Consider the following 553-nt stretch of genomic DNA (forward strand, 5'->3'; position numbering starts at 1 on the left):
CCGACCACCTCGTTTTTTGAGTCGTCACTCTCCACATTCCTTTTTGTACCTTTCATCATACTGGCCATGATGGCATTCTTGTAATTAGCCAGGTCAAAGGGAGTGGTAAGAAGCTCCACTTCATCTTCTGTGAGAAGTTCTTTTTTATCATCCTTGTTCCTAATATTGTGGATCAGGATAGATTGGTTTGCCAGAAGGGTGATAAGCCACACCACCTCTTCAAGTGCCATTTCAAAGTTCTCGGTTTTCATGAGCTTATCACCCAAATTCTCAAGACCACCATAGCGCTTGGCAATTTCCTTTGTCGCTTTGGTGGTAAGAATCATCTTAAACTCTGTGCCGCCAATATCAATGGTGGTGCTTCGTTCTTCTGCTGCCTCATCAACCTTTAATTTTTCATCTGCCATGATCAACCCTCCCATTAAGAAACAACAACAGTAGCCACTGTGGTCGTCACATTTTCTGCACCACTAGAACTTAAGACGCAGTAGTAGTAATAGGTATCTGCCAAAAGGTCCGTTGGAATATCAAAGCTCGCAGAAGTTTCACCGTT

Annotated in this window: 1 protein-coding gene; it reads right to left on the reverse strand. The window is 43.2% G+C overall.

Annotated features, from left to right (window positions below; genetic code table 11):
• A partial coding sequence (locus ACOEN1_RS13485; protein WP_422487409.1) for a hypothetical protein occupies positions 1-407 on the reverse strand: 407 nt, incomplete at its 3' end.
• Positions 408-553: the final 146 nt, after the last annotated feature.

The sequence above is a fragment of the Gudongella sp. DL1XJH-153 genome (genome assembly GCF_049310905.1).
In the GTDB taxonomy this organism is placed as follows: Bacteria; Bacillota; Clostridia; order Tissierellales; family Tissierellaceae; genus Gudongella.